This window comes from Ruminococcoides bili, from assembly GCF_040093295.1.
GTDB classification, from domain to species: domain Bacteria; phylum Bacillota; class Clostridia; order Oscillospirales; family Acutalibacteraceae; genus Ruminococcoides; species Ruminococcoides intestinale_A.
In genome coordinates, this window is the sequence record NZ_JBBNJY010000057.1 from 1 (window position 1) to 7,634 (window position 7,634).

Consider the following 7,634-nt stretch of genomic DNA (forward strand, 5'->3'; position numbering starts at 1 on the left):
ATATCAAAAAGCCGAGATTCACGAAAAAGTGAGCCTCGGTGATTTTTTTGCTTGCATTCTTGAAATTGCATAAACGGAAAGTATTTGCGGGCTTGCCCACACCCACCACCTTTTATAATTGCTTGACAAAGGATTCCGCTAAACCTTAATGTACCGGAATTTTTGTTAGTAAACATTTTTTATTTTGCTGTTTGGGGGCAAATTAAAAATATCTGATTAATGAAATAACTTTACCCAGAATAGCGACTTCATCTGCGATAATCGGTTCAAAATCGTCATTTTCAGGCTGTAATCTGAAATGACCGTTTTCCTTATAAAATCGTTTAACCGTTGCCTCGTCGCCGATAAGGGCAACTACTATTTCGCCGTTGGACGCAACAGGTGTGCGGTTTACAATTACAATGTCACCGTCAAAAATACCTGCTTTTATCATACTTTCGCCTTTTACATGCAGTGCAAAAAGTTCTCTGCCACGGCTAAGACTTTCGGGAATAGGTATGTATGTTTCGATTTCTTCAACGGCAAGGATAGGATAACCTGCCGCAACACTGCCCACAAGAGGAACATTTACACTGCGCTCTTCACCTGCGATGCGTATGCAGCGGTTTAAACCGTGCTCACGCTCAATAAGTCCTTTTTCTTCGAGTGCGCTTAGGTGATGATGAACCGTTGAAGTTGATTTTAACCCCGTAGCCTCGCATATTTCACGCACAGACGGAGTTCTGCCTTCATCCGCACACTGTTTTAAAAAATTAAATATAGCCTGCTGGCTCTTGCTTAATGGTTTCATAGTAACCTCACAAATTGCAAAAGTGCCGATTTGTAACAAACTATTTACGGCCTATAATATTATAACATATTTTCTCTGAAAAATCAAACATTTGTTTTATGCTTTGAAAAATATTTTTTTCAATAGGTTTTCATATTGACTTCACATGATTTTCAAATAAATATAGTTTAATATAACTGTACTCAAAAGGCGGAACCGCAACCGCCGAGTATATTGTTCTACCCTCCTCAATACGGGCACTCGGCCCGTAATTGTACCCCTCATTTTTTTAAGAACAGGAAAGCACCGTGTAATCATCAGCACGGTGCTTTTCAATTTTTGGGTGAATTATGCGATTAGGTTTAGATTAAAAAATTTAAATTTAGGTCAAGCCTTTTTAAAGGCTCGGCAGAGCATTTTATTGACTGTAAATACAACACAAAACACCAGGCAGATGTACTATTACACCTGCCTGTTGTTTATAGATTAATTATTGCAAATAATTATATTATTTTGTCAAAACCTCAACGATTTCGCTGATATACATTTTATGGAAGTCGTTGTCGTACCACTTATCTACAGCGTCGTTATCAACAATGCTTTCGCTGTTCAAAAATTGTGCGTACATCTTTTTACATACAAGTACAAGTTTAGCCTCTGCAAAGTATGGAATACCGTCCTCTGTAAAAGCAGGTGTAAGACCTGTTTCGGCAACTTTGTCAATATCTCTGCCGCTCTTTGAACCGCAAAGCTTGAGTGCGTCACGGTATTTTTCGTCAAAAAAGCTCATTGTGTAGTAACCGTTATTCTCAATAAATTCAAATGTATATCTCTGCGGACGAATAAATGTAAACGCAACAGGCTTGCCCCACATAATGCCTGCGCCGCCCCAGCTGATTGTCATTGTGTTAAATTTATCGGAATTTCCGCTTGTTACAAGCGCCCAATCCTTGCCGATAAGGTCAAAAACGCTTTCGTTGATGGCTGACGGATTAATTTTCTTAAAATCTGACATAAATATCCTCCTTAAATTCTGCTCTTGCTTTAAAATAGATGAGAGCAGGTTTTTATTTTATTTTATTATTTTGTGCCTGTAGAGCCGAAACCGCCCTCGCCACGCTCTGTATCGGAAAGTTCGCTGACTTCTGTAACGGTTGGGACGATTACAGGTGCAATCACCATTTGTGCCACTCTTTCAAACGGCTCGACGGTGTAAGGTTTATCCGAAACATTGCAAAGACCGACGCAGATTTCGCCCCTGTAGTCGCTGTCAATCACGCCAACGCCGTTGGCAAGGCAGATTCCGTGCTTGATGCCGAGTCCGCTCCTGGCGTAAACAAATGCGGCAACCGACGGGTTGGGCAACTCGATTGCTATACCCGTGGGAATAACCGCAATCTTCTGCGGCTCAACGGTGATTTTTTCGGTAATGCAGGCATATAAATCCATACCGGCGGCACCGCTTGTTGCGATTTTGGGAATTTTTGCGTTATCTTTTACTTTTTTTATCTTTAAATCCATAACTGTCCTTTCAAATTAAGTTGCATTTGTAATCTTGTTTTGCAGGATTTTTTTAAATTCCTTGCAAAAGAAAAATTTACTGAATTTTAATAATGTTTTATTAGAATATTAAAAACCTGTAATTTTTGTAACAAGGCATTAATTTAATTCTTTTAAACAATTTAAACAGAGTTATTAACATTAACATTGTTTTAACAATGCTATTTAACACCCCTTAGATATAAACCTCTTGTTGATTTGACTTTTAACATCGGATTTTGCGTAAATTCGCATATACTTTCCACATTTTCAACATAGTTTTCAACAGTTAAACGAAGTGAATAAAAAGATGTTGAAAGTGTTGAAAACTCATTTTGGGGTATATAAAGGGGTACACAGTTCAGCACTTCGGTACAAATTCCGTCACATTTCAGCGGGAATTTCTCACCCTTTCTGTCCGTCATTTTTGAGCTGTTTTTGCAAGTTTTGCAAGAAATGTTTTCGCTCTTTGCAGGGCAGTTTACCGTAAGCATAAGAGGAAGATATCCGTAGGTGATAATGCCCCTCTTGATTGTGCCGCCCAGGCGGTTTATTCGCTCGAAAGTAAGTTCAAAACTGAGTTCAACATCCTCAAGTCCGTATTCCTCCGCCCAGAGCAGGTCATATGTGTTTACAAGGTTAAGTCCGAAACTTCCGTGCACACGCATATTTTCACTTTTTGCCATATACACGGCGGCAAGATTTCCGCAGAGTGCGTCATTTATACCAAGCTGTTTTACCTCGCTTAGCCTTTTTGCTATTCTTTCTTCGTTTTTAAAAAGTCCTCTCGGAATTTCCACACCTATATTGCAGCCGTCAGCCATAAGCGATTTCAGTTTATCGTTATCGGTATAAATAGGAACATAAATAAGTTCGCAGGCTTTGAAAGCGGGTGAAAACTTTGCGGTAGTCATTCTGGCCCTTATTCCGTTGCCTTTTGGCACACAGGAAGTGTCGGGTGCTGTAATTTCAATATCATTTATTTTGTAGTTATGCCGCTTTGCCCTTAAATCGTCAAGTTGAGCAAGTGCCTCTCTGCGCATCGCATTCAAAACAGAAAGCGGTAACGAGAGGCTGTCCTCTGTATTTATACTCAAGCTTTCAAAAAAATATGCCGTTGAGCCTGTCTTTTTAAGCTGGGTTTCGCATTTTGTCTTGTCAAGCGCAACCTTTTCTGCTTTTTGACAGACAAAGTCGGAAGTAACTTTTATATTATGCGTTCCGTCCGTGATTTCAAGGGCCGGATTTTCGCCGATTTTCGCCGTGAATGTACCGTTTATTGCAATATCGGAAAGCTCGTCCTTGTAGCTTTGACGGATTTTTGAAAAAAGTTTTTCGTCTGCCGATACAACATCGTTTTTTCTGCGGTATCCGAACATTTCATAGCCTGTTTTGCCTGTATAATAACCGTCGGTAAATCCTGTTCGTGAAAAAACATTTTTCAAAATTTCTGCCGTATCGTCGCTTATAAATCCGTTGTCACGCTGTTCTTTGCAGGCACGCACGGCGGCAGACACATACTCGGGGCGTTTCATTCTTCCCTCAATTTTAGCAGATGCTACACCCATTTCCTGCAGCTGCGTAATATATGGTATAATGCTGTTGTCTTTAAGGCTTAGTGCGTGACCGTCCTTAACCTTTCCTACCGAAAACGGCAGACGGCATGGCTGGGCGCAAGCACCTCGGTTTCCGCTCCTTGAGCCGAGCATTGCGCTGAAGTAGCATTGTCCCGAAACGCACATACAAAGCGCACCGTGCACAAATACTTCGAGTTCAACGGGGATTTCGGCGGCTTTTTCAAGTTCTTTTTTGCTCATTTCCCTTGAAACCACAACCCGTTCAAAGCCCATTTCATAAAGAGCCTTTACACCGAGGTACGAGTGAACGCTCATTTGTGTGGATGCGTGCAGGTGCATTGACGGCACAAGCTGACGGGCAAGGCGTGCGACACCCATATTCTGTACAATAAGTGCGTCAACATCTGCTCTTGCGGCAATCAGCACAGCCTCTTTAAGCCTTTGCATTTCATCGTCAAAAACAATTGTGTTTAAGGTGACATACACCTTTACCGAATGAATATGGCAGTAACGAACCGCCTCTTTAAGCTCGTTTTCGTCAAAATTATGCGCAGAAGAACGGGCGGAAAATTCCTTTTCGCCCAGATAAACAGCGTCTGCTCCGCTTCGTACGGCAGCAATAACACTGTCCATACTGCCTGCAGGCGCAAGAATTTCAATTTTATTTTCCATAACCATTATTGTAATCAATCAAATAATTAATCAAAAAGCGAGATCTGCTGTTGGCGCATTTTGCGGATGATTTCGTCGCTTTCCTCATCATCTTCGCCCTCGTTTTCCTCTGCCTGCGCAGAATTAACCGCCTTTTGCAGAGCGTTTCTCAATTGTTCGTTTTCCTTTTCAAGTCTTTTATATTTGCGGGTAAGTGCAGTGTTTTCGTTAATAACCTCTGCAAGTCGGGTTTTGTACTCCGAACACTGCTTATTAAGGTCATTTGTTTGACGAATAATCTTATCTGCCTTTGAAATACACTCTTTTTTATTGCGCAAAGCCTTGTTGCGGTCATCGCAAAAATTAAGTGCCGCCAATATAGCGCAATCTCTTGTGTCAAGGTGATTTGTTGATGTTACAATTTTCTTGATTTGTGCTATAACATCATCGGCAACGCCTTGCACATATTTTTCGTCATCTGCAGTAATCAGCGCATAGCTCCTGCCCTCAATCTGCACGCTGACTTTTCTTTTAGTATTCATTACAGCACCTCTCCATATTCAGACTCTGCCTGCAAAATAACAGAGTTTTTTACAATAAATTATAATCCACACTAAATTATAATATAAAATGATGCGTTATTAAAGAATTATGTTAAAGTTGTAATCTAATTTTGATATAATTATCCTTATATGTCGGTTTTTTGTTGTTTTTTGTCAATTATATTGTAAACTGCTAACTCTTGTGTTAATATATAGTATGTGCGACAAAACGGTAGAGTTTTGTCGATTTCGCATTGTTTTACTAATGATAATATTGCTTTTTTTGATAGTAATTAATAACAGTTTATTAATATTACATATCAAAAAGCCTTTTGCGGAATATTATTTTACAGGGAAGTGATTATATGCCAGTTCCTTTTGATTCACAAAAAATTTACTATCGTACACCTTTCGGTGCGGTAGAAGAGGGAACGACCATACATTTAAGAATACTTTTGCCAAGAGATCTCCACACTCAGAGAGCGGATTTGGCAGTAAAGTATGACTACGATTACAACTGGGAATACTTCGGCTTTTTCTGGTGCGGCACATTTGATGACGCTACTGAAATCTGGGAGGCTGACTTTACTCCTAACAAAATCGGTCTGTACTGGTATGGCTTTAAACTTCAAACAAAATACGGTCTCAGATATATTGTACCGTCTGATCCGTATAATATCAGCACCATAGAAACTTCACCGGGCAGAAGTTGGCAGCTTACCTGCTACAAAAAGGGTTTTACTACACCAAAGTGGCCTGTTGGCGGTGTAATGTATCAGATTTTGCCTGACAGATTTAATTTCAGCGGTGAAGAAAAGAACCTTACCCGTACAGATTTTCAGCGTAATACCGATTGGTATGCACTCCCACAGTGGTGGCCTAACGAGAACGGCGAAATTACAAACAGCGATTTCTTTATGGGCGATTTAAAGGGTATTACTCAAAAACTCGACTACCTTGAGGAGTTGGGTGTAAGTTGTATTTATCTTAATCCTATCAGTGAGGCATACTCAAACCACCGTTACGATACAGGCGACTATTCAAAGGTTGACCCTATCCTCGGTACAAACGAGGATTTCATAAATCTTTGTGCAGAGGCTAAAAAGAGAGGAATCCATGTAATTAACGATGGTGTTTACTCTCATACAGGTTCTGACAGTAAGTATTTTAACAGAAACGGCAGATACGGCGAGAATACAGGCGCTTACAGAGATCAAAATTCTCCGTATTACAGCTGGTATAAGTTTAACAATTGGCCGAATGATTACCACTCATGGTGGGGATTTTACACCTTGCCGGAGGTAAACGAAACCGACCCGAAGTTCAATGAATATATCAACGGCAAAGACGGTATCGTAAGAACCTATATGCGTTACGGAAATTCGGGCTGGCGTCTTGATGTTGCCGATGAACTTCCCGACGAGTTTATGGAAAATCTGCGTAAAGCGGTAAAGGAAGAAGATCCCGAGGGCTTTATTGTAGGCGAAGTGTGGGAAGACGCAAGTAACAAAGAGAGCTACGGCGCAAGAAGAAAGTTCTTGCTCGGCGAAGAGCTTGACTCGGTTATGAACTATGTTTTCAGAAATGCAATCCTTGATTTCTGCCGTGGTGCAGACGCAAAATATGTTATGAACCAGATTATGAGTGTTATAGAGAACTATCCTCGTCCGGTTCTCCGTGTTCTTATGAACTCACTTTCAACTCACGATACAGAGCGTGCGCTTACAGTTATTGCAGGCGAGCCGCTCAACGGCAGAGATCGTCAGTGGCAGGCAAATCAAAAGTTAAGCTACGACCAGCGTAAGCGTGGTACAGCACTTTTAAAGCTTGCCGTAGGTATGCAGTATACTTTACCGGGTTTCCCGTGCGTATATTACGGTGATGAGGCAGGTCTTGAGGGCTATCGTGACCCGTTCAACCGTTGCTGTTATCCGTGGGGCAGAGAGGATAAGGAACTTATCGAGTGGCATAAGGCTCTCGGTAATTTAAGAAAGTCCTGCTCACCGCTTTGGGACGGTGATTTTGTAAAGGTTACGGCTGACAAAAATTTTCTGAGCTATATCCGTCTTGACAGCAAGTCATCGCTTTATTGTGCGTTTAATGCAAGCAATGAAGAAAGAATTCTGGACCCACCGCCGGGATATGCAGACGGTACACCTATTTTAGATACAAAGCTCGAAAACGAAAAATTAACAATTCCGCCGCTCAGTTGCGCATTTATTATTAATGAAACAGACAGAAGATTGAGCCTTGCTTATTAATTAAAACTACAAATTTTATTTATACCAAATCTTAAAGAACGGTTTGCAGACTGCAGACCGTTCTTTTGTTCTTTAAATTATGTATTTGGAAAATACTTTACCGTGCAATCATAAAAGTTTAGTCAACCTTTAAAAAGACTTGAACTGAATTTTTAAATTATTAAATCTATAATGTTATATTTATAAGCCAAAATGGTTTTGTTCTAAATGTTGGGGTAACAATAATAAATTATGGTTTAGCAAATTGATTTGCCAATCAATTATAAAAGTTTGGTCGACCTTTTAAAAGGTCGAC

General features: G+C 40.4%; 6 protein-coding genes. 1 reads left to right on the forward strand and 5 read right to left on the reverse strand.

Annotation, left to right across the window (positions count from 1 at the left end):
• Positions 1-202 precede the first annotated feature (202 nt).
• The 5 genes from lexA to zapA all read right to left on the reverse strand — a co-directional run bounded on the left by lexA (position 203) and on the right by zapA (position 5,078).
• Positions 203-790, reverse strand: coding sequence for a transcriptional repressor LexA (gene lexA, locus AAAY30_RS10750; protein ID WP_022234250.1), 588 nt, complete (start codon positions 788-790; stop codon positions 203-205).
• Between the two features lie 487 nt (positions 791-1,277).
• Positions 1,278-1,784: a flavin reductase family protein gene (locus AAAY30_RS10755; protein ID WP_294664582.1), complete on the reverse strand. Its 507-nt coding sequence runs from the start codon at positions 1,782-1,784 to the stop codon at positions 1,278-1,280.
• A gap of 65 nt (positions 1,785-1,849) precedes the next feature.
• The gene (gene dut / locus AAAY30_RS10760; protein ID WP_186935610.1) at positions 1,850-2,290 is read right to left on the reverse strand and encodes a dUTP diphosphatase; all 441 of its coding nucleotides are present in this window, start codon (positions 2,288-2,290) and stop codon (positions 1,850-1,852) included.
• A gap of 200 nt (positions 2,291-2,490) precedes the next feature.
• Positions 2,491-4,557: a U32 family peptidase gene (locus AAAY30_RS10765; RefSeq protein ID WP_337782065.1), complete on the reverse strand. Its 2,067-nt coding sequence runs from the start codon at positions 4,555-4,557 to the stop codon at positions 2,491-2,493.
• A 26-nt stretch (positions 4,558-4,583) separates the two neighbouring features.
• A complete protein-coding gene (gene zapA, locus AAAY30_RS10770; protein WP_022234246.1) occupies positions 4,584-5,078 on the reverse strand; it encodes a cell division protein ZapA in 495 nt (164 codons plus the stop codon).
• Positions 5,079-5,443: 365 nt separating this feature from the next.
• Between zapA and AAAY30_RS10775 the strand changes: the two genes are divergently transcribed.
• Positions 5,444-7,339 carry a glycoside hydrolase family 13 protein gene (locus tag AAAY30_RS10775; RefSeq protein WP_195410632.1) on the forward strand — a complete coding sequence of 632 codons (1,896 nt, stop codon included), beginning with the start codon at positions 5,444-5,446 and terminating at the stop codon, positions 7,337-7,339.
• The last annotated feature ends 295 nt before the right edge of the window (positions 7,340-7,634 follow it).

Excerpts from the sequence above, each read along its gene's own strand:
- AAAY30_RS10765 (WP_337782065.1), bottom strand. The coding sequence starts at position 4,557 with ATGGAAAATAAAATTGAAATTCTTGCGCCTGCAGGCAGTATGGACAGT.
- zapA (WP_022234246.1), bottom strand. The coding sequence starts at position 5,078 with ATGAATACTAAAAGAAAAGTCAGCGTGCAGATTGAGGGCAGGAGCTAT.
- AAAY30_RS10755 (WP_294664582.1), bottom strand. The coding sequence starts at position 1,784 with ATGTCAGATTTTAAGAAAATTAATCCGTCAGCCATCAACGAAAGCGTT.
- dut (WP_186935610.1), bottom strand. The coding sequence starts at position 2,290 with ATGGATTTAAAGATAAAAAAAGTAAAAGATAACGCAAAAATTCCCAAA.
- AAAY30_RS10775 (WP_195410632.1), top strand. The coding sequence starts at position 5,444 with ATGCCAGTTCCTTTTGATTCACAAAAAATTTACTATCGTACACCTTTC.
- lexA (WP_022234250.1), bottom strand. The coding sequence starts at position 790 with ATGAAACCATTAAGCAAGAGCCAGCAGGCTATATTTAATTTTTTAAAA.